This window comes from Mesorhizobium sp. J8 (assembly GCF_016591715.1).
Taxonomy (GTDB): domain Bacteria; phylum Pseudomonadota; class Alphaproteobacteria; order Rhizobiales; family Rhizobiaceae; genus Mesorhizobium.
Genome location: NZ_AP024109.1, coordinates 1,708,554 through 1,734,072, shown reverse-complemented (window position 1 = coordinate 1,734,072; position 25,519 = coordinate 1,708,554). Strand labels below are relative to the sequence as shown.

24 protein-coding genes and 1 pseudogene are annotated in these 25,519 nt (G+C 60.5%); 4 read left to right on the top strand and 21 right to left on the bottom strand.

The features are described 5' to 3' along the window. Positions 1–529: 529 nt before the first annotated feature. A complete protein-coding gene (locus MJ8_RS07850) occupies positions 530–856 on the top strand; it encodes a hypothetical protein (protein ID WP_201413848.1) in 327 nt (108 codons plus the stop codon). A gap of 561 nt (positions 857–1,417) precedes the next feature. On the opposite strand, the gene MJ8_RS07845 is transcribed toward MJ8_RS07850, so the two are convergent. From MJ8_RS07845 to MJ8_RS07790, 12 genes and pseudogenes are all read right to left on the bottom strand, one after another. After that, positions 1,418–2,533: an omptin family outer membrane protease gene (locus MJ8_RS07845; RefSeq protein ID WP_225248182.1), complete on the bottom strand. Its 1,116-nt coding sequence runs from the start codon at positions 2,531–2,533 to the stop codon at positions 1,418–1,420. Positions 2,534–3,236: 703 nt separating this feature from the next. Beyond that, complete coding sequence (gene ubiM / locus MJ8_RS07840; RefSeq protein WP_201413847.1) at positions 3,237–4,418, bottom strand: 5-demethoxyubiquinol-8 5-hydroxylase UbiM; 1,182 nt, start codon at positions 4,416–4,418, stop codon at positions 3,237–3,239. Then, entirely contained in the window at positions 4,418–4,801 is a 384-nt protein-coding gene (locus MJ8_RS07835; protein WP_201413846.1) for a hypothetical protein, read from the bottom strand. Before MJ8_RS07835 ends, ubiM begins: the two co-directional genes overlap by 1 nt. Next, positions 4,795–4,950 carry a cbb3-type cytochrome oxidase assembly protein CcoS gene (ccoS, locus tag MJ8_RS07830; protein ID WP_201413845.1) on the bottom strand — a complete coding sequence of 52 codons (156 nt, stop codon included), beginning with the start codon at positions 4,948–4,950 and terminating at the stop codon, positions 4,795–4,797. Before ccoS ends, MJ8_RS07835 begins: the two co-directional genes overlap by 7 nt. Further along, positions 4,947–7,220 (bottom strand): cation-translocating P-type ATPase, encoded by a 2,274-nt coding sequence (locus tag MJ8_RS07825; protein WP_201413844.1) that lies wholly within the window; start codon positions 7,218–7,220, stop codon positions 4,947–4,949. The genes ccoS and MJ8_RS07825 overlap by 4 nt, the downstream gene beginning before the upstream one ends. Then, positions 7,217–7,669: a FixH family protein gene (locus tag MJ8_RS07820; RefSeq protein WP_412177110.1), complete on the bottom strand. Its 453-nt coding sequence runs from the start codon at positions 7,667–7,669 to the stop codon at positions 7,217–7,219. The genes MJ8_RS07825 and MJ8_RS07820 overlap by 4 nt, the downstream gene beginning before the upstream one ends. Before the next feature lie 41 nt (positions 7,670–7,710). Further along, positions 7,711–9,270: a cytochrome c oxidase accessory protein CcoG gene (ccoG, locus tag MJ8_RS07815; protein ID WP_201413842.1), complete on the bottom strand. Its 1,560-nt coding sequence runs from the start codon at positions 9,268–9,270 to the stop codon at positions 7,711–7,713. Between the two features lie 203 nt (positions 9,271–9,473). Beyond that, complete coding sequence (ccoP, locus tag MJ8_RS07810; protein WP_201413841.1) at positions 9,474–10,337, bottom strand: cytochrome-c oxidase, cbb3-type subunit III; 864 nt, start codon at positions 10,335–10,337, stop codon at positions 9,474–9,476. Between the two features lie 2 nt (positions 10,338–10,339). Then, positions 10,340–10,489, bottom strand: coding sequence for a cbb3-type cytochrome oxidase subunit 3 (locus MJ8_RS07805; RefSeq protein WP_201413840.1), 150 nt, complete (start codon positions 10,487–10,489; stop codon positions 10,340–10,342). Positions 10,490–10,500: 11 nt separating this feature from the next. Next, entirely contained in the window at positions 10,501–11,232 is a 732-nt protein-coding gene (gene ccoO, locus MJ8_RS07800; RefSeq protein ID WP_201413839.1) for a cytochrome-c oxidase, cbb3-type subunit II, read from the bottom strand. Beyond that, a complete protein-coding gene (ccoN, locus tag MJ8_RS07795) occupies positions 11,223–12,854 on the bottom strand; it encodes a cytochrome-c oxidase, cbb3-type subunit I (protein WP_201413838.1) in 1,632 nt (543 codons plus the stop codon). Before ccoN ends, ccoO begins: the two co-directional genes overlap by 10 nt. A gap of 307 nt (positions 12,855–13,161) precedes the next feature. Beyond that, positions 13,162–13,486: pseudogene (locus tag MJ8_RS07790) on the bottom strand (acetyl-coenzyme A synthetase); the annotation flags it as partial. 401 nt (positions 13,487–13,887) lie between these two features. Here MJ8_RS07790 and MJ8_RS07780 point away from each other — a divergent pair. Next, the gene (locus MJ8_RS07780) at positions 13,888–15,363 is read left to right on the top strand and encodes an NAD-dependent succinate-semialdehyde dehydrogenase (protein ID WP_201413837.1); all 1,476 of its coding nucleotides are present in this window, start codon (positions 13,888–13,890) and stop codon (positions 15,361–15,363) included. Between the two features lie 336 nt (positions 15,364–15,699). Here the strand turns inward: MJ8_RS07780 and MJ8_RS07775 are convergent, their stop codons facing one another. Continuing rightward, positions 15,700–16,464, bottom strand: coding sequence for a Crp/Fnr family transcriptional regulator (locus MJ8_RS07775; protein ID WP_201413836.1), 765 nt, complete (start codon positions 16,462–16,464; stop codon positions 15,700–15,702). A 167-nt stretch (positions 16,465–16,631) separates the two neighbouring features. Here MJ8_RS07775 and hemN point away from each other — a divergent pair, with 167 nt between their 5' ends. Further along, complete coding sequence (gene hemN, locus MJ8_RS07770) at positions 16,632–17,981, top strand: oxygen-independent coproporphyrinogen III oxidase (protein ID WP_201413835.1); 1,350 nt, start codon at positions 16,632–16,634, stop codon at positions 17,979–17,981. A 223-nt stretch (positions 17,982–18,204) separates the two neighbouring features. Here hemN and queE read toward each other — a convergent pair whose 3' ends face one another. From queE to queC, 3 genes are read right to left on the bottom strand one after another with little or no spacing between them, the layout of a single operon-like run. Beyond that, a complete protein-coding gene (gene queE, locus MJ8_RS07765) occupies positions 18,205–18,939 on the bottom strand; it encodes a 7-carboxy-7-deazaguanine synthase QueE (RefSeq protein ID WP_201413834.1) in 735 nt (244 codons plus the stop codon). Beyond that, positions 18,936–19,292, bottom strand: a complete 357-nt coding sequence (gene queD / locus MJ8_RS07760) for a 6-carboxytetrahydropterin synthase QueD (protein ID WP_201413833.1) — start codon at positions 19,290–19,292, stop codon at positions 18,936–18,938. Before queD ends, queE begins: the two co-directional genes overlap by 4 nt. Then, on the bottom strand, positions 19,292–19,990 hold the full coding sequence (gene queC / locus MJ8_RS07755; protein WP_201413832.1) for a 7-cyano-7-deazaguanine synthase QueC: 699 nt from the start codon (positions 19,988–19,990) through the stop codon (positions 19,292–19,294). Before queC ends, queD begins: the two co-directional genes overlap by 1 nt. Positions 19,991–20,473: 483 nt before the next feature. Between queC and MJ8_RS07750 the strand changes: the two genes are divergently transcribed. Beyond that, positions 20,474–20,863 (top strand): hypothetical protein, encoded by a 390-nt coding sequence (locus MJ8_RS07750; protein ID WP_201415351.1) that lies wholly within the window; start codon positions 20,474–20,476, stop codon positions 20,861–20,863. A gap of 1,047 nt (positions 20,864–21,910) precedes the next feature. Here MJ8_RS07750 and MJ8_RS07745 read toward each other — a convergent pair. From MJ8_RS07745 to MJ8_RS07730, 5 genes are all read right to left on the bottom strand, one after another. Beyond that, positions 21,911–22,882 (bottom strand): hypothetical protein, encoded by a 972-nt coding sequence (locus MJ8_RS07745; RefSeq protein WP_201413831.1) that lies wholly within the window; start codon positions 22,880–22,882, stop codon positions 21,911–21,913. A gap of 197 nt (positions 22,883–23,079) precedes the next feature. After that, on the bottom strand, positions 23,080–23,646 hold the full coding sequence (locus MJ8_RS07740; protein ID WP_225248180.1) for a DUF2285 domain-containing protein: 567 nt from the start codon (positions 23,644–23,646) through the stop codon (positions 23,080–23,082). Next, on the bottom strand, positions 23,567–23,920 hold the full coding sequence (locus tag MJ8_RS32765) for a transcriptional regulator domain-containing protein (RefSeq protein ID WP_225248179.1): 354 nt from the start codon (positions 23,918–23,920) through the stop codon (positions 23,567–23,569). The genes MJ8_RS07740 and MJ8_RS32765 overlap by 80 nt, the downstream gene beginning before the upstream one ends. 22 nt (positions 23,921–23,942) lie before the next feature. Beyond that, positions 23,943–24,575 (bottom strand): acyl-homoserine-lactone synthase, encoded by a 633-nt coding sequence (locus MJ8_RS07735; protein ID WP_201413830.1) that lies wholly within the window; start codon positions 24,573–24,575, stop codon positions 23,943–23,945. Positions 24,576–24,670: 95 nt separating this feature from the next. After that, the gene (locus MJ8_RS07730; RefSeq protein WP_201413829.1) at positions 24,671–25,396 is read right to left on the bottom strand and encodes a LuxR family transcriptional regulator; all 726 of its coding nucleotides are present in this window, start codon (positions 25,394–25,396) and stop codon (positions 24,671–24,673) included. Positions 25,397–25,519 lie beyond the last annotated feature (123 nt).

Genomic DNA, 25,519 nt, shown 5'->3' with positions numbered 1-25,519 from the left:
AGGAAATCACGATACCGTCATTCACAGCCGCGGCCGCGAGAGACTGCGCGGCGGGTCACAACTGCCTCATTCGGAGCACAAGGTCCGGGCGGCAGGATTAACTGAAAGATTGTCTCAGGCGCTCGGCATGCAAATTTGCAGGCGGCGTTCGAACTGGGCACTCTTGGTTCTGATGCGTTTGCATGAGGATTAGCGACGCCCCTCACGTTGAAGCAAGGTTCGGATTGGACCAGCGCCGCGACGGGCGGTTCGACCCGAGGGAGAGATGTCGGGGGGCGAACATACCCGAATTCAATTCAGCAATTCGGCTCTCGCAATCGGTCGGAAGCTTCCGCGCCGGAAACATGATAACCGGGCAATTTCTGTTTTCCCCACGCTTCATCCATAGGATGGCATGCTTCGCTATGCGACGAGAACATCGATAGGCTGACGGATAGATGGTGCGACCGAGCGCACCCACAAAATCTTCATATGGTGCAGTTAAGGCAGGGGAGCATATAGCCATGCCGACAGGCAGGCTGGCATCCTGATGACTGATACGAGAGGAAGAAACGTGCTGAGAATGACGCGTGCCGAGCTTCATGAGTTGGTCTGGTCGAAACCGATGACCGAGATCGCAAGGCTGTATGGCGTCAGAGATCAACATGTCGCGCAGGCCTGCGATGCTCACGAGATCGCTCGGCCGCGTCCCGGCCATTGGCAAAAGGTAGAACACGGCAAGTCGGTGGAGACTGCCGCGCTCGACAACAAGAACCATTCTCCAGAGGCGATCATCATTATCGAACCGGCGGTCGGGAGGCCCGGCCGGCTCCAGTGGGGCGACGAGGATGACGCAGCTAAGAGACGTGCAGCATGATCCATTAAAGGCTTGCCAGGGAATTGCCGCCCGAAAATGGCGTCTTGGACGAGGACTCGAGCCCCCATCTCGAGTGTTTCGAAGATCTGGCGGCTTCGCTGTCCTGAGTTCGCCCAGCGAAGCGCGCTGCCGATGAAGATCCGGGCGGGTTATGTCCGCGCCGCATATTACGGCAAATCCGAACTTTGCAGCGCCCCGGAACCGCGGGGCCTCGCAATGAAGTGCGGTTTGTTGCTGTGGGCCACCTTATCGGCCCGCCAGACACCATCCCCGATTGCAGCCGGAGCTATGTGAAGCGTGGCCGCAATTCAACAGCCTCTTGTGAACGATCCTGCTGTCATCGAATGTCGGCAGCGGGCTTTGGCAACGCCGTCGGCGCTGGCGCGATCATGGATAAACACCGCCCGACAATCAACGGCGTAACCGCGCCGGCGCCCAGAGATCGCGCACACGTCGCTCGGCGAGCGTGCCGCTTCGGCTCAGGCATTGGCTGGAAGCAATCGAGTGCCCATGGCAGTCTCGGCTCTTCCGGCGCTTCGGCAAGGGTGCATCTCAGCATACTCAAAAGGTGGCCTTCAAACCAAAGGAGACGGACATGGCTTGGAACGTCGCCCCGACAGCATCTTTGAACCTACCTTCGATCTGCCCCTTGGCAGTGTCGAAGCTTTGTCCGTCGCCGCCGGTGTGAAACACCCGATCGAAGGACCCGCGCAGATAGAGCGAGGCACATGGCGTTACTGCGTAACTGACGGCGATATCGGCTCCCATCGTCGGCGCTGTGTACAGATCGTCGGAAAAGCGATGTTCTCCCCAGTGGTCGTCTATGCCCTCGAAGCCGATGCTCAGGCCAGCTCGAACGCCGCCACTGATGCTAAGGTCGCCGAGGACTTGTTCGCCGCTCAGGCTCACGAAACCAACCGGAATTTTTTGCCGATTGGTGATGACTTTATGGTCCCCCGCCCAGATCGGGTGGAGGTCGCGAAAGAGCGGATCGCCGCTCGATTCGGTGCCGTATCCCCCATAGGCTGTCCACTTGACGTCGGTATAGCGCATGCCGGCACCGAGCGCGAGACTGCCTGTGTCATTGCTGGCGACGATCCGGTCAACCTCGATCGAACCGGCGAAATAGTGATCGAGGTCGGTGTCGGGCAGAACCGCGCGGCCGCTCCAGCTGTCATGGAGCTTGCTGGCCCAATCGCGATCGAGCAGGTGCCCGTCGCCGCCAATACCGACATCAAATCTGCTCTTTAAACTCCATTCCTTATCGATACGTGCGTTCACCCCAAACGTCAGCAGAGTAACCTCTATGCTCTTCCAATCCAGCTGGCTGACCTTGTGATGGTGCCAGTCGTCGTGGTTCCAGTAGACAAATTTCTGGGCTCTGATATCGGCCAGACCGATTTCGCCGAAAGCCGCGATGTTCCCGTTGTCGAAATAAAATGGGCCTCTCCCGTCCGCAGCGAACGATGGCGCCGACAACAAGACACAAGAAGTGGTGAGGGCCTTGAAGGTGACGCGCCTTGCACGATCACGGGCTTTTTCATCCGGCACATCGATACGGGAGCTTGACTTCATCGCCCCTGAACCGCGGGCCGCTGCTGTTGTCCGATTGGGTGCGCCTCGCCGTTGCGAAAAAGCCCGTGTTCCACCACTCACGGGCTCTTGAGAAAGCAGCATGTCGTTGTCCTTCGTTTCACAAAAATATGGGATCGTGAACGCCGTGCATGGGCGCGATGCGAGTATGCCTGGCATCGGCCAACCGGTTTGCGGTCACGGCGAGCGCAGGGAATAGTCCTCTTTTCGGCCAGGTGAGCGACGATCTGGCAGGCACGGCTCAACAGAGATGTCGGAGGACCGCAGACCTTGCCGCGGATGCGGTAGAAATATTGGCCGGATGGACGCGCCGCCGTAGTTTGGATTGACTGGCGAGGCTGTCATGCGCTCCTGCTCGTGCGTGCCCACATAGGTTGCTTTTGTCCAAGCAATTGCCGGACCAAACGGGAAACCAGCCAAGAACCTGTTCAATCACCAGCGGCGTTGCACATGCTTGTCAGAAGGCTGACAAACGGCGTGTCGGAGAGGCAACGGACTCTGTCCGAATTGCGTAGACCGAGGTGAAAATGCAAAGCCGAACCGAGGTTGAAGCGTCGTGTCTCACCGCTGCGGTAGCGGGGAACCGGTGGGGGCAACTCGAGTCGGGGGCTCACGATGGTGACGTCCAGAAACCTGGTGCGGCTCGATAGGGCGGTGGTGTTCGGTAGCGACCTCCGCTGCAGTGGCGCTCGCTTCAGCGCCGTTAAGGGCTCGGCTCGCGGGCGGCTTCGTCACCGCCGAGCGGCGGGAAATGATCCCGAAGGCGTCGTGCTCGTGATGAGCTGTTTCACCGCCTAAGCATGGCCGAGATGCCATAGCGGACAAAGGGGAAATGTTGAGCAAATCGAAGCCCCACATGCCTTGCAAGCCGTGCCGCTGCGTGCTCGCCTGAATAGAGTCCGACGATTAGGTTTGTAGCATGATAGAGCGGTGCCGCTGACAGCCTGAGGCAGCCTTCGTATCTGCGGAGGAGTTCGGGATCGGCAATGTCGCGACAGTCGCGATGCGCGGTCAGGATTCTGCGGGCGAGTCGATTCTGGCCGCTGAGGCCGATGTTGAAGCCATGCGCAGTTACCGGGTGCATGCCAATGGCAGCGTCGCCGATGAGTGCGGCGCTCGGGGCCCAAAACCTGTGCGCCCAGGTCGTCACCAGCGGATAGGCATGGCGGGTGCTTGCCAGGGTCATTTTTCCGAGCCGCTTTCGACACCTATCCGTCAATTCCATCAGGAACAGATCGTCTTCGAAAGCGAGAAGTCTATTGGCCTCGTTTGCGCGCAATGTGAGAAGCAGCGACGACACGCCTTCCATCAACGGCAACATAGCTATCGTCTGATGGTGATCGAACCATTCGATTGCGACCTGGTGATGCGCGCGCTCGTGCCTCACCCGGCAAATCAACATCGAGCTGCCAAGCCGATTGATATCGGCCGCGATACCTAGCAGGTCGCGCGTGCGCGATAGCCGCGAATCCGCTGCAACGAGAAGCCGAGCGCCCAACCGCCTGCCGTCGGAAAGCTCTATGACCACTCCTTTGTGGCTGTTGGTTACACCAACGACCGAGTGGCCGCATAGCAGCTGGGCACGGTCGTTCAAGCGGACGATCTTGAACAGGGCGTCGCGGATCCGACAATTTGGGACCAGATATCCGAGCGGTTCTGCAGATCCTCTTGGAGGATCGAAACACAGAGCGAAAGGGCTCGATCCGTTGAGCACGCGCGCGCCATGTAGGGGTGATTTGTGACAAGCGGAGATGGCGTCCCAGGCGCCGAGCTCGCGAAGGATCCTGATCGAGGCATAGGTCAGCGCGATCTCGCGACCATCAAAAGGCGGATTCGCCAGCGCTTCTAAAGTCTGCTGTTCAACCACCGCGACTTTGAGATCGCTCTTTGCAAGCGTTGCAGCGAAGGAAAGTCCGACCGGACCGGCTCCTGCGACAATGATGTCGAAACTATCGTCGCAGTCGGCCATCAGCGCGCCGCCATCGCGTCGGCCATCTGCGTGAGATGCTGGTTGAATTGAGCCACAAGCCGTGGAGCGATCACCCTTGCCACCAGTACGCGCCGTATCGCCTCAAGCCGCTGGGCATGAAAATCCGCAGAAATCCGCAACGAGGGATGCAGCCGGGAACGCAGCCGATAGGGCGAGCCCTTGTCTGCGCCAATCCGGCCAGCCAGCCAGCAAGCAAGCGGGCTTCTCATCCCGGCGGTTCGCTGACGATGCCGACCAAACTGTGCGTTAGACATGCTTTCTCCCTTGAGACATTGGTGGAGGTAACTTGCCGGTGAGCAGATAGCCTTGATCTGGATCAGCCAGAGCAAAGCCGGCAGGCGCGGGCGGGATCGAGTCAGCATTCCGGATCGTCGTCGCAGTCGATGAGGATCCGCTCAGCTGCCCCTTGAAGATCCTCATATTGACCACTGCTCAAAGCCCACAGAAAGCCGGACAGCCCAAGCGCGCCAAGGAACAGAGCTGCCGGTATCAGGTAGGCGAGCATCGTCATGACGGCTGCACTGGTGCGCGAATGCCTGAGCCCGTTGACGAAACAGTCGTCGTGACCTCGCTACCTGCAAAGCCTTGCAGGCGTAGCGCATTTCCAATGACAAGCAACGACGAGGCGGACATGGCGATGGACGCGATCAGCGGAGTGACCTGTCCAAGGATGGCGATCGGCACGGCTATGGCGTTGTAGACGGTTGCGATAGCGATGTTCTGGCGGACCAATTGCCGGGCCTTCCGCGAGACGTCCAAGGCAAGGGGTACCGCCTGCAGGCTCTCGCGAAGGAATACGAAATCCGCGGCATTGCGGCCAATGTCGGCGGCGGTGGCCGGGGCGATCGAGACATGTGCCGCGCCCAGGGCGGGCGTGTCGTTCAGACCATCGCCGACCATGAGGACCCGGTGACCGTCATTGGTCAGCCGCATGATCCGCTCGACCTTTCCTGACGGAACGAGAGCGGGGCTAAAACGGTCAAGCTGTAGCGCGCCGGCGACCTCGGCGCATGCCACGGCCGTATCGCCGGACAACATTTCCACCGTCAACCCGGCATGTTTCAACTGCGCAATGGCCGTGTCCGCATCCGCCCGCAAGGCGTCCTCGAATTCAAAGGATGCGACGATCCTTTCGTTTCGGGTCAGCACTGTTGCGCCTGCTTTGCCTTCGGCGCCGGTCTGACCCTTGCACCCGGCCCATCCCCGCCGGCCCAGGCGCCAGGTGTTGCCCGCGGCTGTCGCTTCGATGCCGAAACCCGGATGCTCTCTCACGTCATTGAATGTCGGTAGTCCGGCCGGGCTCGCCAGGCCGCTGATTGCCTGCGAAAGCGGATGACGGGAATGCGCGCCTATCGCGGCGGCGATGGCCAGCATAGCCGGATCGATGGATGACCTGTTGACGAGCCGGGGCTTTCCCAGCGTCAGAGTGCCCGTCTTGTCGAACACAGCCGTGTCGACCGCCGCCAAGCGCTCAAGAGCCGACCCATCCTTGACCATGATGCCGTTGTCGAACAGTCTTCGCGCGGCGACGACCTGGACGATCGGCACCGCAAGCCCAAGCGCGCAGGGACAGGTGATGATCAGCACGGCGATGGCGATCGTCATCGTCCTGTGCCAGTCCCCGCTTGCGGCCATCCAACCAAGAAACGTCGCGAACGCCGTCAGGTGTACCACTGGCGCATAAAGCGCGGCGACGCGGTCGGCGATCTGGCGGTAGTGGGCGCGGCCGCCCTCGGCGGCCTCCAGCAGACGGACCATTTCCGCCAGGAAGGAATCCTTGGCGGCTGCAGTCGCCTCGACGGTCAGCGGGCCGGTCAGGTTGAGCATACCGGCCTGGACCATCTCTCCCGCCTCGGCATTTCGTGGTGTGCTCTCGCCCGAGACCAGTGAGCAATCGAGATCCGATGAGCCCCGGACGACCGTGCCGTCGAGGGGTATCCGTTGGCCAGCGGCGACCAACACACGCATGCCCGGTTCGATCTCGTCGACCGGCAGATAGTCGCGTGCACCGTCCTCGCGCAGCACCGTGGCGCCGCGGGCAGCAAGCCGCGACAGGCCCTTGACCGCGGTTCGGGCCCGCTCGCGCATCACGTGGTCCAGCGTCCGGCCGATCAGCAGAAAGAACAGCAACGATACCGACGCGTCGAAATAGGCGTGCTCGCCATGATTGACTGTCTCGTAAAGGCTCATCGCGTAAGCGAGCGAAACTCCGACGGCGATCGGGACGTCCATGTTCATGCGACCATGTCGCAGCGCATTCCAGCCCGGCTGGAAGAAGATGCCGCCGGCGAATGCAAGCGCCGGGATGGCGATCAGCGCAGAGACCCAGTGGAACAGATCGCGGGTTGCCCCTTCAGCGCCCGACCAGACAGAGACCGAGAGCAGCATGATATTGCCCGCCGCGAAGCCTGCGACCGCGACTGCTCGGACCAGTTGCAACAGTGTCCCGTCCTTTTCGTCGCCGTCGGGGTCGAACAGATGCGCCGCATAGCCCAGTCCTTCGAGCGTGGCTACGATCGGCGGCGCCTCGCCTTCGCGCCATCGCACCGACACCCGTTTCGTCGATAGGTTGACGCGGGCCGTCTCGACGCGGTCGAGATCTGCAAGTGCCGTCTCGATCGCCCGGATGCAGGCACCGCAGTGGACCGTCGGGACCGTCAGGTCAGTCTGAATGATGCCGTTGCCAAGACGGCGGCTCGCCAGCCTGATTTCCTGATCTGAGGGCAGGTCTGGCTTCACTCTGCCAGTATCCATCTCGGCGCCGGGTGCACAGCAACTCATTGCAAGGCCCCATTGGAAATGATGACACGGCGAACTTCCCGATAGGGCTTCGCGAGATCTGCGTCCGCGTCCACCTCAATGATCCAGACGCCATTGCGGGGCGTATGTCGGGCCACATATTCCTGGCCGGAGGCAAGAGCCAAGGTAATGGACCGGTCTTCAGCTTCGTAGGCGGGATGACGAAAGAGCACCTTGACGCCATGCAATGCGATGGGCCTGCCAGCCGCATCGGCGAGGCTGTAGCGCACCTCGCCACCGGCAATGGTCAAGCGGCTCTTCCAGCCAAGTGCCGCCTGAGCCCGGCCCTCCTCCGCGTTCTTGTTGAATTCCTGGCTCGCCACATAGGTGTTTTCGGCGACGAGGCCGGTCCAGCTTGTATTGGCAAGCATCGCCATCAGCGCATCGACGCTGACGACCACGCCGAAAAAGGCCAAGACGATGAAAAACATGTGCCGGCCGGTGAATGCGCGAGGTCGTTCTGTTTTTGCGCTCACTTGGTCGTCTCCGGCGTGTTGAAGGTGGCGAGGTATCGGTCCGACTCCGAACCGGCCTTGTCGTTTGCGATGAATGTGAAGGTCTGCGTCTGGTCCTGGATCTGACTGAGGGGCTGGCGGACGAAGATTTTCAACGTTTTCAGGCGGTCGGGCTCGACCGGGACAGCGAAGGAACGACCTGCAGGCAGGTCAGAGCCAACGAGGCTCATTTGCGCGCCTTCCAGGCCCTGCATCGTGACGACGATGGTTCGCGGCTCAGGGGTCATGTTGAGCAGCTTCACGGTGTAGCCGTTGCGGATGGATCCATCGGAGAGCGTCACGAATTGCGGGTTGCGGTCGTGAAGCACGTTCACCTCGAGCCGGTTGCGGGTCATCAGCGAATAGAGCAGTCCGATGCCGACCAGTGACCACAAGCCCATGTAGACGAAGGTGCGCGGCCGAAAGATCTTGCCGGGATGGAAATGCGCCAATTTGTCGGACAGAGCGCCGCCGGCAGTCCGAACGAGTGCGGGATCGATCGGGCGGGTACCGCCTGCCATCGCTGTGGCCATGTTGGCGTTGTAGTCGGAAAGCGTCGCATAGGAGATCAGCCCGCGCTCCTTGCCGAGCTTGTCCATGACGCCGTCGCAGGCGTCCGCGCAGAGCGCGCAGGTGATGCATTCCAGCTGCTGGCCGTCGCGAATGTCGATCCCCATAGGGCAGACGGCGACGCAGGCCTTGCAATCGACGCAGTCGCCGACCGATTGTCCGGCGGCCGAGGCCTTTTTGGGATGGCGTGAACGCGGCTCGCCGCGCCAGTCGTTATAGGTCACGGTCAACGAATTTTCGTCGAGCATGGCGGCCTGGATGCGCGGCCACGGGCACATGTACGTACAGACCTGCTCGCGCATCAGTCCGCCGAACACATAAGTGGTGCCGGTGAGCACGGCGATCGTGGCGTAGGCGACGGGCGCCGCCGTGCCGGTCACGACTTCGCCAAGCAGTGTCGGCGCGTCAGCGAAATAGAAAATCCAGGCGCCGCCGGTTGCCACCGCGATGACCAGCCAGATGGCGTGCTTGGATGCACGCAGGACCAGCTTGCGTGCGGTCCATGGTTCGACGTCGAGTTTCATACGGGCGTTGCGATCGCCTTCGACGGCGCGCTCGACGACAAGGAACAGGTCGACCCAGACCGTCTGCAGGCAGGTATAGCCGCACCAGGCTCGCCCGACCGTCGACGTGACCAGGAAAAGGCCGACGCCGGCCATGACCAGCAGGCCGGCCACATAGTAGAATTCTTGCGGCCATATCTCGATGAAGAAGAAGTAGAAGCGGCGGTTGGCAAGATCGAGCAGCACGGCCTGGTCGGGGGCAAACGACCCGCGATCCCAGCGCAGCCAGGGCGCCAAGTAGTAAATGCCGAGCGTGAGCGCCATCACCAGCCATTTGAACCGACGGAAGCGGCCGAAGGCGCGCTTGGGGAAAATCTTCTTGCGCGCGGCATAGAGCGGCTGTCGTATCCTGGCGGAGTTGACCGCTTCGGCTTCGAGCCGTTCTATCGGCTTTTTATCAAGCACGAGAAGCTCCGGTCACCAGCGACGATTTTCGCGGCCGACGCCCGACCATCGGATCTGGCCGACGGTTGAGCAAGCTTTGCGGCATGGCGAGCGGCGTCGCGTTGATGAAGGTCAATCGCGGGATGCCGTAATATGGTCGAGGCCCGGCTCTCGCCGGGCCTCGTCGCTTGGCGGGGGGGAGGGCCGAGAATAGGCCGCCGTTCCTATTCTCCAGCGCCAAGCGAATGGACATAGACTGCAAGTTCCTTGACCTTGATCTCGCCGAGACGCCCGATCCAGGCCGGCATCACGCCTTGTTTCGGCGCGCGGACCTGGGCGGCGATGGCCGTCTCGCCCGGCCCATAGAGCCAGATCGCATCAGTCAGATCGGGTGCGCCGAATTCTCTGTTGCCCTTTGCGTTCTCACCGTGACAAGCGACGCAGTTTTCCGCGAAGACCTTGGCACCGGGCTCGATCAGGCTGGCGTTTCTGACGGGTCCCGACAAGCTGGCGACGTAGGCGCTGACCTGGGCGATCTGCTCAGGCGTGATGACGTCGCCAAAAGCGGGCATTTCCGACACACGCGTGTCGGGGTCTGAGGTAAAGCGGACGCCGTGGGTGATCGTCTGCTGGATTTCATCGGCGTTGCCGCCCCACAGCCAATCGTCGTCATTGAGGTTCGGAAATCCTCTCGACCCTTGCGCGCCGGAGCCGTGGCACTGCACGCAATTGACCCTGAACGCCGCAAAGCCGGCTGCGACCGCGAACTCGCGCAATGGGTCGTCGGCGACAATCTCCGACACGGTTTTCGATTTCACAGCCGCGACATACTTGGCCTTGGCAGCCTCTGCCGCCGCCAACTCCTTCTTGACTTCGTTGCGGCTCGAATAGCCGAGCGCGCCGTTTGTTGCCGAGCTCAGCATCGGCCATGCCGGATAGGCGATGGTGTAGCCGAGCGCCCAGGCGATGGTGATGTAGAGAATGACCACCCACCAGCGAGGAAGCGGGTTGTCGAGTTCCTTGATACCGTCCCACTCATGACCGGTCGTCGAGACACCCGACAATTCATCGATATACTGTGTGCTCATGATCAGTCGTCTTTGAGGGGAATTCGGGCGGCTTCATCAGCCTGGCCGCGACCGCCCGGTCGGAGCGCGATGGCAACGCATCCAGCAAAGAAGAGCACCATGGCGAGCAGGCCCCAGCTGTCGACAAACTCCCGCATCAAATTGTAGTCCATCGTGGTTCTCCTTAGCGGTAGCCGGCGGCGTCGTCGTAGTTGTTGAAGTCGACGAGTGTGCCGAGCATCTGCAGATAGGCGACCAGGGCATCCATTTCGGTCACCTGTTGCGGGTCGCCGTCAAAGTCGCCGATCCTGGCTTTCGGGTAGCGGGCCTCAAGGCCTGATGTGTCGACGTTGGGATCAGCCTGCGCCATCAGATCGGCGTTCGCGTGCGAGACCATGTCGTCGGTGTAGGGGACACCGACGCGCCGGTTGGCGACGAGCTGCGTGGAGAAATCCTTCACCTCGATCGGCCTCTCTTTCAGGAAGGCGTAGGTCGGCATGATGGATTCCGGCACCACCGAACGCGGATCGGTGAGATGCTGGACGTGCCAACTGTTCGAGTAGCGATCGCCGACGCGCGCCAGGTCAGGTCCTGTGCGCTTGGAGCCCCACTGGAACGGGTGGTCGTACATCGACTCGGCCGCCAGGCTGTAGTGGCCATAGCGCTCGACCTCGTCGCGGAAGGGCCTGATCATCTGGCTGTGGCAGAGATAGCATCCCTCGCGCACATAGATGTTGCGTCCGGCGAGCTCGAGCGGCGAGTAGGGGCGCATGCCCTCGACTTTCTCGATCGTGTTGTCGAGATAGAAGAGCGGGGCGATCTCGACGATGCCACCGACGGTCACCACGAGCAGGGACCCGACGAGCAGCAGCGTGGCGTTCCTCTCAATGGCCGCGTGTCTGTCCATCAAGCCCATTTTCTGGCTCCTGATCGCACGGGCTTCAGGGCGGAGATGGAGCCGGGCATCGAATCCTCCTCACGTTGGTAGCCAAAGATGGTCTTGGTGATGTTCCAGGCCATGATCAGCATGCCGGACAGATACATTGCGCCGCCGACCGCGCGCATGATGTAGTAGGGATGCACAGCGGCAACGGTTTCGGCGAAGGAGTAGACCAGGAAGCCTTGCTCGTCGTATTCGCGCCACATCAGCCCCTGCATGATGCCGGACACCCACATGGCCGCGGCGTAGACGACGATCCCGAGCGTCGCCAGCCAGAAGTGCCAGGTGACGAGGCGCAGCGAATAGAGGCGCTCGCGATTCCAGAGCCTCGGTACCATGTAGTAGATCGCGCCGAACGAGATCATGCCGACCCAGCCGAGCGCGCCGGAGTGGACATGGCCGATGGTCCAGTCGGTGTAATGCGACAGCGAGTTGACCGTCTTGATCGACATGATGGGACCTTCGAAGGTCGACATGCCGTAGAAGGCGATGGCAGTTACCATCATGCGGATGATCGGGTCGGTGCGCAGCTTGTCCCAGGCGCCGGAGAGGGTCATCAGGCCGTTGATCATGCCGCCCCAGGAAGGCATCCACAGCATGATCGAGAACGCCATGCCGAGCGTCTGCGCCCAATCTGGAAGGGCGGTATAATGGAGGTGATGCGGTCCGGCCCAGATATAGAGGAAGATCAGCGCCCAGAAGTGGATGATCGACAGCCGGTATGAATAGACCGGCCGGTTCGCCTGCTTTGGCACGAAATAATACATCATGCCGAGGAAGCCCGCCGTCAGGAAGAACCCGACCGCATTATGGCCGTACCACCACTGCGTCAGCGCGTCCTGAACACCCGAGAAAGCGGAGTAGCTCTTCGAGCCGAGGAACGAGACCGGCATCGACAGATTGTTGACGACATGCAGCATCGCAATGGTGACGATGAAGGACAGGTAGAACCAGTTGGCGACGTAGATATGCGGTTCCTTGCGCTTCAGAATGGTGCCGAGGAAAAGGATCAGATACGCGACCCAGACGATCGTCAGCCAGAGGTCGACATACCATTCCGGCTCGGCATATTCGCGGCCTTCGGTGATGCCCAGCAGATAGCCGGTGGCGGCCATGACGATGAAGAGCTGGTAGCCCCAGAAGACGAACCAGGCGAGCTTGCCGCCGAACAGCCGGGCGCGGCAGCTGCGCTGGACGACGTAGAGCGACGTGGAAATCAGCGCATTGCCGCCGAAAGCGAAGATGACGCCGGAAGTGTGCAGCGGCCGCAAGCGGCCAAAATTGAACCAGGGCCCGACGTTGAGATTCGGGTAGGCAAGCTGAAGCGCGATGACAACGCCCACCAGCATGCCGACAACGCCCCAGAATACCGTGGCGATGGCTCCGTAGCGGATTGGTCCATCCATGTAAGCTGCGGGGTCGATCGGAACCGCCGGCTTGAACTCGGTGTTGCGCATCAGCATCGCATTGAATCCAGCCAAGGCGAAGAACAGGACCCACATGTGCTGGCGAAAAGGCTCATCCACGCCGAAGCCGGCAGCCACCACGGCTGCGAAAGCAAACAGGCTTAGAAGGACGATCTCGGTGCCGAATTTCATTGCCAGTCCCGATCTGGAAATTCCGGCGGACGCCAAATCCGCAGCGCATAAATTGCGCAGTCGCGGCCTGTTTGCCCTGATCCATGTCAGAGCAGCGCGATTTTTGCTTCAGGTGCGATCAGACGGTGGCAGTTGAACGAGGAAACGCAGCAGGTTGATGTGCGTCACGTTTTGCAAAAAGGGCAGCATGGAGCTGGTCATCTAGCGCTTGGCTTCCATCCAGTTCTCGTGGGTTTCGACGGCGAGCGCCCCTGACCAGGCGCGGGCAGCGGCGAAGATGCGCACGACATAGGTGCGACGGCGGATCATCTTGCGCCTTCATCTTTGCCGGTGGGCACTCGGCCTTACCGTGGCGATCTCCTGGTGCTACCAGAGATCCGGGCCCGGCGCCCCGCCGGTCTTGCCGCCGGTGCGTCGCCCCAGTACCTTGCTGATATTGACCTGCTGGCAGGCGGAGATGTGGCAGCGGCACCGGCTTGTCACGGCGCACGCCTCGTCGCATGTGATGACGAAGGTCGACTGGCAGTCGATGATGCGGCCGGCGAGCGCTTCCGGCGAGAAGCCGCCGAAGACGGCCGAAGGGACGGCGCCGATCTGGCGCAGGCCGGCATCGCATATGCCGCTTCCGGGACGCGCAGCAGCCTTAGGATACTGCGGCCGAATTGTCTAAAGCGGTCATCGAAGAATGCTTCAAATCGTGAAATATCATGCGGATCTGTTCTCGTCCTTGCTCGTTTCGAGCACAGATTCGTGAGCTTGGTCAGCGGTTATTTCGTGTGTTTTGCGCCGTCCAGAGGCCGGAAGATGACCAGCACCTTTTCGGCTCCCAGCCCGGCCTGCTACGAGGTCAAGGCCTTGCCGAAGGGGGCCAAGATCGAGATCGGAGCCGTTATCGCGGTCGACTGATCCGCGCAGGTCACCTATCACGCTCCATAACCGGAACGATCCTTGCAAGGATCGCTTCGGTGCTGGCGTTTTCAGGACGACCGGCTAGAGATTGCGGCAAGCTTCAAAGCCATTAGGAGGATCACCCTTGACGCTGACGCAGCGACTGACCGGGCATCTCAAGAACCCCGCGCTCTTCTTCGATCTGGCATCCGTCCCCCACCTCAGCGCCACAAGTGGCGCCGGGCGCTTTGCGGTTCACAACCCCTCCACCGGTGAGCTTCTGGCAGAGCTTCCCGACATGGAGACGGCGGATGTCGCCGTGGCGATCGATCGGGCGGACGCCGCGAGAGCATGTTGGGCGGGTCTCACCGCGCGCGAGCGCTCCGATGCCCTGTGGCAATGGCACCAGCTGATCCTCGAACACAGCGATGATCTCGCGGCGATCCTGACGGCCGAGATGGGCAAGCCGCTTGCCGAGGCGAAATCCGAAATTGCCCATGCCGCGGCCTATCTGCAATGGTATGCCGAGGAAGCAAACCGAATCTATGGCGAGACCATTTCAGCGCCATCCAAGGATCGTCGGATGCTGGTGATCAAGCAGCCGATCGGAGTTGTGGGTGCGATCACACCCTGGAACTTTCCCGCTTCGATGGTGGCGCGCAAGATCTCTCCGGCGCTTGCCGCCGGCTGCACAGTCGTCCTGAAACCCGCCGAGCAAACGCCGCTCGTTGCCGGCGCCATGTTCGCGCTCGCCCGACTGGCCGGCTTCCCGGACGGCGTACTCAACCTGGTCTATGCGTCGGAAGGCGACGGAGTCGGACGCGAACTCTGCGCCAATCCGAAGGTCCGCAAGATCAGTTTCACCGGGTCGACGGAGGTCGGCCGGCTCTTAATGCGGCAATGCTCCGGACAAATCAAGAAAGTCAGCTTCGAGCTTGGCGGCAACGCACCCTTTATCGTCTTCGATGATGCGGATGTCGATGCCGCCGTCGAGGGCGCAATCCAAGCGAAGTTTCGAAATGCCGGCCAGACCTGCGTTTCGGCAAACCGGCTTTACGTCCATTCCAGTGTGCATGATGTGTTTGCCGAAAAGTTCGCCGAGCTGGTGCAGGCCTTGCGTGTTGGTGACGGCTTCGAAGCGGACGTGGCGATCGGTCCGCTGATCGACATCCATGCGCTCCGGAAAATCGAAGCTCATGTCAGCGACGCTGTGTTGAAAGGGGCTACGATCCGTTGCGGCGGCAACCGGATCGGTCAGTCCGGGACATTTTTCGAGCCCACGGTGATCACCGGTGTGATCAGTACGATGCAGATCGCCCAAGAGGAGACTTTCGGACCGCTGGCGCCAATCATCCGCTTTGATGATCCCGACGAGGTGGTACGCGCGGCGAACGACACCATCTACGGGCTTGCCGCCTATTTCTATGCTTCCAATCTCAAGCGGGTCTGGCGCGTGGCCGAAGCCCTCGAATATGGCATGGTCGGTATCAACACCGGACGAATGTCATCTGAGGCGGCGCCGTTTGGCGGTTTGAAGCAATCGGGCATCGGACGTGAGGGGTCACGCCACGGGCTCGAGGATTATCTTGAGATGAAATATCTCTGCATGGGTGGTCTTTAGTCTGCTGTACCCGTGTGAACTGCGGTGTCATGCGCCAAATGGTATGAGTGGGATCGGCGGTGCATCCTGCGTGTGATCAAGGACATCGGAAGTGTATCGGTCAGATCGACGCAAATCGTTCGTCAAACATGGGCGCTTTCGGTTCACCGACGTGATCTACGGGCCGGAGTCGTCCATGGCCGCCGAGACGACAGAAGTTGCGCCGCAGGTTGATGAACAAGACCTGTCGACACATCGTTGAAGGGACAACAACAAGCCGGCGGCCAACGGTAGAGTTGCGGCCCAGGCGAAATCCCGCAAGTCCCGGGCCACGGTAAGCGAGGCAGGATCAGCCGCTCAGATCTTGTTGACGTGGCGGTTGCGCCTCGGCCCGCGCCCACCGCAACGCTGTTCCAGCCGGCTCATGTTGTCTACCGTGACATGGCGGTTGTTCTCGATCCGGATCACCCCGTCCATTCTCAGTCGGGTCAGCTGGCGGCTCACCGTCTCGTTTGTAATTCCAAGGAAATCAGAGATGTCGGCACGCGTCAGCGGCAGATCGAAGCACGTCGATGTGGCCGTCGGGCCAACACTGGAGCCAATATTGCGGGCGATCATAAGAAGAAAGCTCGCTACCTTCTCAGGCGCGGTCTTGCAGCCCAGAGTCACCATCCATTCGCGTGCCTCGTCCAGTTCGTACAGCGTCTGCTTAAGCAGACGATGCTCGAGCTCCGGTGATTGCTTGATCATCTGTTCGATTGCCGCCTTCGGAAACGAACACAGCGAGACAGTCGTTGCCGCTTCTGCATGGGTTGCGCTTTTCACCTTGAAGGGCTGTCCCAGAAAATCCGGCGCGAACTGGAGGCCGACGATTTGCTGGCGGCCATCGGAAAGGCTCTTCGTCAGCTTCACCACGCCCGAGAGCACGTTTGAATAGCTGTTTACGGCCTCGGTATCGCCGATCAGCTGGACGCCCGCTTCGACCCTGTGCCGCGACGAAGTCTTGGCGAGCTTGGCCAAGCGATCTGCATCGAGCGCGCTGCAGAGGCCGCGTTGCCGAGCCTGGCAAGACAAGCAATAAACGGGGATGCCGGAATGGTGAATGTCGTGCCGTACTGTCATTTGATCGCTCTCCCGATCTGCTCGCCCGGCCCAACCGCCGGCACGATAACAATCGACGGTAGAAAAATCCTTGCGGCAGTTTGTCGTGCTGGAGACTGACCGAAATCAGGGTTCTGCCTCGCCTGTGAGTCCACAGTCCACGGCAACGCAAACAGGTGGACCACGACATGCGACCGGAACTTGCTGCCAGACTGGGCGAGAACGTCCCGCGCTATACCAGCTACCCGAGCGCGCCGCATTTCCATGCGGGTATCGATGCTGTCGTTTACCGCGGCTGGCTAGAGGCGCTCGAAGGCGGCGGCGAGATATCGCTTTACCTGCATATTCCCTATTGCGACAGGCTCTGCTGGTTCTGCGCGTGCCACACTAAACACACGCGGCACTATGAGCCGGTGGCCGCATATCTGCGTTCGCTGCATGCGGAGTTCGCGACGGTTGGCCGCCTTGTCAGCGGCAGGGGCCGAGTTCGCGCGGTTCATTTGGGAGGCGGTTCGCCGACGATGCTGAGGCCGCAGCATATGGTGATATTGGGAAAGGCGCTGCGGGACAATTTCGACTTTGTTCACGATGCCAAGATCAGCGTCGAGATCGATCCGAACGATATGGACGGAGCCCGCCTCGACGCGCTTGCCCAAATCGGCATGACGCGGGCGAGCCTCGGCGTGCAGGATTTCGATCCGAAAGTACAAAAGGCGATCAACCGCGAGCAAAGCTTTTTGCAGACCAAGGCAGTCGTCGACGGGCTTCGTTCCCGGGGAGTGGATTCCGTGAATCTTGATCTGCTCTATGGCCTGCCGCATCAAAGCAGCGAGAGCGTGCGTTCCACCGTGGAGCAGGCGCTGACCCTGGAACCGGACAGGATGGCGCTGTTCGGCTATGCTCACGTGCCTTGGTTCAAAAAACATCAGACGATGATCGATGAGGCATGGCTCCCCGGTCCTTCGGAGCGGTTTGCTCAATCGCGACTTGCCGCGCGAACGATCGAGGATAAGGGCTACGAATCAATCGGGCTCGACCACTTCGCAAAGCCGGGCGATGCATTGGCGATAGCGGCCCGTGCGGGGGCGTTGCATCGCAATTTTCAAGGCTACACCGAGGATCGCTGCGAGACGATAATTGGACTTGGCTCTTCATCCATCGGCCGGTTTCGCCAGGGCTACGTGCAGAATATGACCTCGACCGGCGATTATCGGCGCAGGGTGGAAGATGGGGAGTTGGCCGCCGTCCGTGGCATAGCATTTTCGGAAGACGATCGCGTGAGGGGCTGGATCATCGAGCGACTGATGTGCGACTTCGCTTTCTCGGCGATCGACCTGGTGGAGAGCTTCGGTAAAGCCGGCCAAAGGCTCCTTCGTCAGGCAAGCTCCATCGCCCTTGAGGATCCTGCTCGACTGCTTGAACTCCAAGGAGACAGTTTCGTCGTGCCGGCGGAAAACCGTCCCTTCGTGAGGAGCATTGCGGTCAAGTTCGATAAATATTTCGAAAGCGGAACGGCCAGGCACTCAGCTGCAGTCTGAGCATTTTGAGCGTAAACCGAGCCATCGCGTTTGATCCGATTGCCCTGCAGTTCCGTGGCACAGGAGTTGTGGGCTTATGGTGATTCGACGCGGACACCCGCTGGCGGTTCCTCTATGACGGCTTTTCCGCCCTGCCCCAGTCCCTGAGCGGGCTTCACGCGATCTGCTCAGCCGCGACCGCCGTTCGCCACGCGGGGCGAGCCGTCGCCCCAGTCGGCGCTGGTTAGACGCCTCTTTTGTTACCCCAGAGCATAACGTGCAGCTGTGGCAACACGCGGGCTTCGAACCATCTGTCACGGGTCACGCTATCAACCAGCCACTCCATACGTTTTGTTATTCCGTCAAGGTCGACAGGCGCGTCTTCATTTCCGGGACGTGGCGGCGTATGATTGCCCGGTTGCAGATAGATCGGAAGTCGCGGAAATCTCGCGGCGGCCTCTTTCGCGTAGGCGTAGTCACTTTCGTTGAAAACAACGAGCTTGAGCACGATTTCCGGCTTGTCCCGTGCCGCCTGGAGGCACGCCTCGACAGCTTCCCAATCGGTGGTCATTTCGCTTGACGGCGGCTTTGGACTGAGGACCAGCACGTCGAGGTCGGCAAACCATTCCCTGGCCACGGAACCTTGGGTTTCGAGCGCAAATCGGTAGCCTTCATTATGGCCTCGCTTGATGAGCGCACCGAAAGGCTGGATAGCCGGATTGCCGCCTGACAGCGAGACCATCAACGGGCGGCCGCCGGAAAGCGCGACCACGTTTTGCCACACCGCGTCGGAGGACATCATCTCCCATTCATGGCGGAATTGGTTGTCCACCGCATGCAGGCTGTCGCACCAGGAACAGCGATAGTCACACCCGCCGGTTCTTACGAAGACCGTCGGCAGACCGATGAGCACGCCCTCGCCCTGGATCGTCGGCCCGAAAATCTCACTCACGCGGATTGCGGGATGCGTATCGGTCATGGCCGGCATTCCGCCCATGTTTTCGGCGTTTCGCTCACCCGCACGGCCGAGGTTTCGGGCAGGCGTGCCTTGCACCATTCATAAAAATGTCTGGCCAGACATTCCGCCGTGACCTGCTCATGTCCCAGTACGTCGTTGAGATGACGGTGGTCGAAGTTATCGTCGATATAGCGTTTGAGGGGCGCCAAATCGTGATAGTCGCGCACAAAGCCGTGCTCGTTCAGTTCCTTTGCCGAAAGCTCCACTTCGACGATGTAGTTATGCCCGTGCAGGCGGGCGCACTGGTGATCAGGCGGCAAGGACGTGAGCTGATGGGAGGCCGAGAAGTGGAATTCCTTGGTGATGCGAAACATTACACGCCCCTCCTGCGCAACGCGCCGAGCCAGAAGTCGGCGTCGTCGTAATCGGTGGGGTCTGCCTGGCCAGAGAGATCAAACGCCTCGCGCCGCTCGACACATGTCCCGCATCGCCCACAGTGGCGCTCGCCGCCCTTGTAGCAGGACCAGGTCTGCGCAAATGGCGTGCCGTGTCGAGCTCCATCCTCGACTATGTCCGCCTTCGTGAGATTCACATAAGGCGCATAAAGACGAACGTTGCCGTAGCCGTCGAGCGCTCGGTCTTGCATCACCTGGAAAGCGTCGATGAAGGCTGGCCGACAGTCCGGATAGATGAAACGATCACCACCATGCACGGCCATCGCCACCGCGTCAGCGCTGCGCGCGGCGGCGAAGCCGAAGGCGATGGCTAACATGATGGCGTTTCGGTTCGGCACCACCGTGACCTTCATCGTGTCTTCGGCGTAATGGCCCTCGGGCACGTCGATATTGTCGGTCAACGCGGAGCCGGAAAGGCCGCTGCCGATTTCGCGAACGTCGATGATTCGGTGTGGAACCCTCAGTCGCTCCGCGCAAAGGGCAGCGAAGCCCAATTCCTTTCTGTGCCGTTGGCCGTAATCGAACGATAGGAGGCCGGCGAGTTCTTGCTCCGCTGCCACCTTGTGAGCAAGGGAAACGGAGTCCAATCCGCCGGAGCAGACGACGAGAGTCTTCATGGTGGGGTTTCCTGTTTTGACCGGGTAGGCTGCGACCGGAGATTTCTCTGCGCTCCCACTACCCTACGGAGTCTCGTTTGTGAACCGGGACGAAGTTGATGCGCTGACGCACCGCTGTGCTCAGGCCGGCCAGCCTGCAAGAAACACTAAGCTGCGAACCGGCCCAATTCACCGCATTTCGAAGCCGTGCCAAAATAGGCTCTGAGGCAGGCCAGGACCTTCGGAACCAAGATTCTCGACGCTTCGATCAAGCGCCAAGTAGTGCCTAGCTTGGACGATGGAAGCGAACGGAGTTCGTAGCCGCCGAGCCGATGCCAACGCTAACACCCCGCGTCTTCCATCTCAGGATCGGTTCGAATCGGAGCACGCCGTCGATCGATGGCCGATCGTCAACCAAACCAAATGATCGGCCGTGGGCCGACATCTGTGAACAAGCCGTTTGGGTCGGTTGCAATCACTCCTGTGTTGCGGGCAATTACCCCCATGGCTGCGCATGAACTGGATTCGCTGGTTTTCCAGATGGCGGTCGAAAGCGCCCGCTCACTCTCTTTAAGCTTCACTGAAAAAGCTGCGGCGATAGCCGCCAGGAGCCGCGGTATCCTGCTTTTCGACGTGCGGGTCGACGGTGACGCGGCGGTGCAGCGGATCGCGGCCATACGATATCCAAGCGACCGGACCGGCGTGCTGGCTTTGGACAGACAAGGCTCTGTTATCCGCCATTGCATTGTCGGTGGAATTTTCTCGGGTTTCATTGCGCCATTGGAGAATTGGACCAGCATGCCCCTCTCGATGCAGGCCAAGATTAATGTCGACGGCCATGCCACTCTCTTCCTGGACGCGTTGCGAAAGGCCGGACATATGCTGGTCAGCTAGCGTTTTGCTGAAATGCATCTTGTGACTTTTTGTGGCATCCGGTGCCGACATTGTCGGCGTGACTGTTGTGTTCGAAACGGCTGCGGTGATCGCGCCAAAGCGATGGCGGCGAGCAACTAGGCGAATGCGCGCCAATATCGTTGCTGGATCGTTTAGATCAAGTCTCTAGCTGGCTTCGAGCAAGTCTACAGGCGGTTCGCAAGCGCAAGTCTGACTGCGTCCTAGCTCCCCGGGATGGAGCTTACCGCGCTGAGTTGTTTGGCGTGAGTATCGAGCTCAATCGCCTCCTCTTGTCGGAAGTCGAGCGTCCCGACGCGGGGCAAAACTCGAACGAAGCAAAAAAGGAGCCGACAAAAGGGCACCAAGCCGGCCTGCCCTTTTTCGATCAACAGGAGCTTCCACTTTTAACTCGGCGACGTGGACACGAGATCGCAGACGGCAGGTGGACAAACACCAAACTGACGCACTCATGGTGATCGGCTTTCCTCGCTTGAGGAAGCGCAAGGATTAGTTCGCCAGTAGAGCCGCATGCGACGGTTACACCGATTGAGAATCCGATCAAGCATAGTCGGACAAGGTGCCTTGGGCGCGGTCTCCTCGACATTCCTAGAAGCGCGCCGGCGGTCTGGCGGGGGGCTTGGGGGGTTTAGACCGCCGGCGCACGCCACTCACGAAGAGCGCGTCCCTTTTCGCGGTTCCGACACCCATAGTCAACCCAACAGCGTCCCGGTGCCCTTCGTATTGCCGTAATAGCGGTGCGCGAATGCAAGGCCGTGTCGGCAGCCAAACCCGGGTACACAAGAGCCAATTTCTGGACAAGTTTGTCAGCTCACAAAGCGCAGAAACCGGAGCTTTATCAGTCGATTGGGTTTCGTTGCGCCGGCGTCCTAGGGGGGTCTTCGCGAGGTGGACTGCCTAGGCATGAAAAATAGTTGCAACGGCACCATGCGGCGGAAACGGGATTTTTCCGGGATGGGGCCGTTGCTTATTTGCCCGCGAGATACTGGTCTTCGGTCTGGGAAAAGCTGTCTCGGGACTTCTTCGAAATCAGCGAATAACGGGCTCGCCGTGGAAGCGTCGGCGCGAGGGCGGCGAAACGCCGAAGCCCACTTCCATCATCAGCCGCGGCGTGTGCGCCGGGACGGTGCCCATGTGAAAGCCGAAAGGATCCTCAACGAAGCCAAGCCCCGCCTCTCCGGTAAGAGTCACGGGGCTTTGCTCGCCATAGACGTCGAGAACCTCTTCCGCGGGGTGGCCGACGAGAAGCGTCAGCTGGTGCTTGAGCGCGCGGCGCTTGTGGCTGCCGCGGACGTAGACATGCGGACCGGTGCCCTCGTCGACCGGCAGCAGGTAGAAGAAGAACTTCAACATTCGCCAGTCGTCGAGGTCAAAGTGGTATTTTCCTAGCGATGCCAGGTTCTTGTCGGCGTCGGAAGCCTGCCCTGTGGGGAAGCTCCACCAAACACGCGTTGTGATCAGTTTCGCCTGGCCGCCGAGATAGTGTGCAGCGATATCCGTGAGCAGCGGGTCGTTTTGGATGGCAAGTGCCGCCTTGCAGGCGAGAATGCGCTCGAAATAGTGGCCGCTGAGCAACGGAACGCCGAACCGAGCCTCAGCCTGCTCATGCTCCGTCGGCATGAATTCGAGACGGCGATCGAAATTGCCAAAGCAAGGTGTGCACCGGACGAAAGCTGCGATTTCCTCATGGATAAATTTCGGCAAGACGAGACCGGAAAAAAGTCCATCCGACTGCAGCGCGTCCACAACGTCCTGGCGATTGACGCCGGCAAACATCGTGTCCTGGACCTTCTTCGCTCGAACGGGCTTTGCACCACGCCAGTGCAGTCTGCGTGCCGGCATGGTCCGGGCGAGCACGAACATCGGCAGCCACGCTGGGTTCTCGCGAATATCCGACAGATAGGTCGGAATACGTACCGCGATGCGACGTAGAATACTGCCATTTCGCGCGATCGCCTCGAGGCTTGCAGCATCGGCTTTGTCGGGTTTCGTAACTGTCATCAGGATCCTCAGCGTATGAATGCACTATCGACGAAGCATTGGTCCTGACTGCTTCGTCCCGTATTACCCAAGCCCGATTCCCGCAGCGGTAGAACGCTAGCCGCGCGTCAACTTTTGTGCAACGCACAATTACCTCACCGGCAATGCACACGTCACTGCGCGCCTGTCGAACAAGCCTTACGAGGCGATCACAGTGGCTACGTCAGAAAATGCCTGTAACCCCCGCCCATCAGGTATCGGCCACGCTGGATGGCGCGCCGCACTCGATCGCGAAGATGGCCGCCCGGATGAGCCCAGTCTTCTTCGACACGTCCTCGCCCGAACAGCGCAATGGCGATCTCCTGATGGGATGCTGCCGCAAGCGAACCATCCAAAGCCTGGAGCACGATACGCAGGCGTCCGCCGCGGGGTTCCGGCGGAAAGCAAGCGGCTGCCGGGCGGCCGCTACACTTGATGTCGTTGAGGAACTGAAGGGCAGCGACATGGAACTTCAAGTGCCGCGGCGGCACGATTGCGTCTACGTATAGCCGCAACGGGCGCAGAACGGAGGCGCCGGAAACGGCGATCTGCAGAGCCCGGCAGTCCTGTCTCAGCAAAACTTGCTGGACATCGGCCGGCGTCAGCAGGATGTCCTTGCCGCATGCGAGCGAGGCAAGATCAAGCGGTTCAAAATCGTGATCGAGATCAGCCGGCTCGGCGGCCGCTCGCAGGACGCGGGCGCAGTAGCGCGGGTCCCAGAAGACCCTTGCCGACGTGGCGTCCAATTTTGGCTCGTCGGCGAAAAAGGAGGCTCCATTGGCTGAGGAAAAGTGATCCCGTCGTCAGCTCGATTACATTCGTACCGCCGGCCCCGACAGTGGAGGCGGGCGCTGCCATTTTGGCGTGATCGCGCTGGAACTGCGGATTGCGCCGAAGAAATTCCCAGGCCCAGCCCGTACGCGGCAATCGTCTCGTGTAGTGGTAAGTTTCGTGACGACGCCAGTCCGGCCAGAATGCGCGAGCGGCCGTGGCGTCCTGGAGCAGGCGTGCATTCGTCACGGCTCAGGCGCCCGCAATCGCGCTATATCGAAACGCCTAGAACCGGTTTCCACAGGACCGGTCCGCTCAGACGTCCCCTGTCGCGGATGCGCAAAAGGCTCGATTGGGAAATCTCGAGAAATCCGGCCACCGCCTGCGTGTTGCCGACGGGCCTGGGTTGTCCGATGCGTGACAATGGCCACGTTGCGAGGCGAAGGATCCGTTCCATGCGCGTATCGGTCACCGTGACGATCCGGGTGAGATCATTGGCCAAGCCGAACTCGATCATGCCGGCAAAGAGCTCGTAGGTTGCTTGCGCCAACCCGCCGGCTGCCTTGGGCGCGGAGGAAGGAAGATCGAGCGCGAAACGACTGCTCTCCCATATGTCAGGCGTCGAGGGCACAATGTCAGCACCCAGCAGCACAGGGAACGTATCGCGCAACATTGTGGGTCCGGTGCTGGGCAAAAGACGCACACAACCGCAAGTTCGCCAATCGGATCCCTTGAGAAGCAGATAGACAGGCATGTAGCCATCAAACGCGTCCGCTTCCATTTGGTCCTTGGAGTCAACTTCCCAATCTAGTCTTTCCTTGAAGACTCGATATCTGAGCCCGTGCATCTCCTTGAGCTCGCTTGCGAACTCGCCGTAAAAGGCCGGTGTTATCAGCTGCATCATGGTCGCGCCTCCGTGCGGGATGTGTTGCCGTCATCGGAGGGCAAAGGCGACAGCAATGCAGCCTGTAGACGTTTACAGCTATCGTGGCAGAAGAATTAGGATCTCGCCCGCCCTGAGGCAGCTAGCCGCGCAACGGCCTGATTGGTCGTTCGAACGCCAAGCTTTGCTTTGGCGTTTTCCTGGTGGAAGGTCACGGTGCGCTTCGAGAGCCCGAGTAGCTGGCTGATATCCCAAGCCGACTTGCCGCGCGCCGCCCATTTCAGACACTCGAACTCCCGCGGGGTGAGCGTTACACCGTCCACCACGCGATCGTCGGCGAGCCTGTGCCTGACATGGATGTGAAAGTTGATAGCCATCAACTGCAGTGCTTTTTCGTAACGTGCCAATGACTGCAAAAGAGCCGGACGTGACTCGTCGGAAGCAAAGGTCAGGGCAGCAAAACGGCCGCGATGATCGTGCATGGATATCGTCAATCCGCCGCGGATGCCAAGCTCAGCCGCACTCTCCAGAATTTGCTGCTGCGAAGTCGGCAGATACTGTCGACCGAGCTCCACGCCCCAATCAAAGGTATCCCAGCCCTGCAGCCCACGCAGGATGACCGGATCAAGATCGTGGTAGCGCTGTTGCAGGTAAAGTGATGTCCAGGATGAGGGGTAATTTGAGATCAATCGCGGGGCGTCGCCGGATACCGACGGATAACTGAAATAGGCAAAGAGCGGGAAGTCGAAGCCGGCGGCGACGCACGCCATGGCCTCATGCAGATCGACAGTATCTACACTTGCAGACAGTTGCTCGACGAAGTTTTCAAATACGCGATGCATTTGCGCTTTGCGTGACCTCCGCGAATCTCGCTTCGATACCAAGTCATAGCCTTGGACTAAACGACCCCGCGCCGATGCAATGCGCGCGACGTTTTCACAGTCATCACCGCCGTTGTGTCCAGC